Here is a 557-nt window from a genome sequence, read left to right on the forward strand (position 1 = left end):
ATACTGTTCCCCCAAATTGGATTGGTTGGTTAAAACGTGGATTTTTCGTTGTAAAATTTCAAGAAATTGGTTCTAAGTATTATATTATAAAAGCAAAAAGTAATAGAGTAGTTGTTAGCGGATTGTATATTTATAATGACGAAAAATTTACAAACGGCGAATCAGATTACTTTGTAGTAAATGATGATCGGCAGGGTCGAGCAATCTTTAATAAGAATGGCAAACGGATTACTGATTGGTTTGATGATATCTCTCCAGTTGGTTTAGTTGGAGGGGAAAGTAATTACTATCTGGCAAAGAAAGATGGGAGGAAGGCGATATTTGATAAAGATGGGAATATGATAACAAAAGATTGGTTTAGCGAAATTTCTTCAGATGGATTAGTTAAAGGACAAAGCAACTATTACAAAGCAATGAAAAACGGTAAATGGGCTATATTTGATATAAGTGGCAATAGGATAACTCCAGAATGGTTTGATGAGATATATCCATATGGATTAGTGGAGGGAAAGAGTAATTACTACATTGCAAAGAAAAACGGAAAGTATGCAATCTTT

General features: G+C 33.4%; 1 pseudogene. It reads left to right on the forward strand.

Annotation, left to right across the window (positions count from 1 at the left end):
* A pseudogene (locus tag ACP5Q2_RS09910) lies at nucleotides 1-557 on the forward strand (hypothetical protein); the annotation flags it as partial.

The sequence above is a fragment of the Calditerrivibrio sp. genome, from assembly GCF_049968475.1.
Classification (GTDB): domain Bacteria; phylum Chrysiogenota; class Deferribacteres; order Deferribacterales; family Calditerrivibrionaceae; genus Calditerrivibrio; species Calditerrivibrio nitroreducens_A.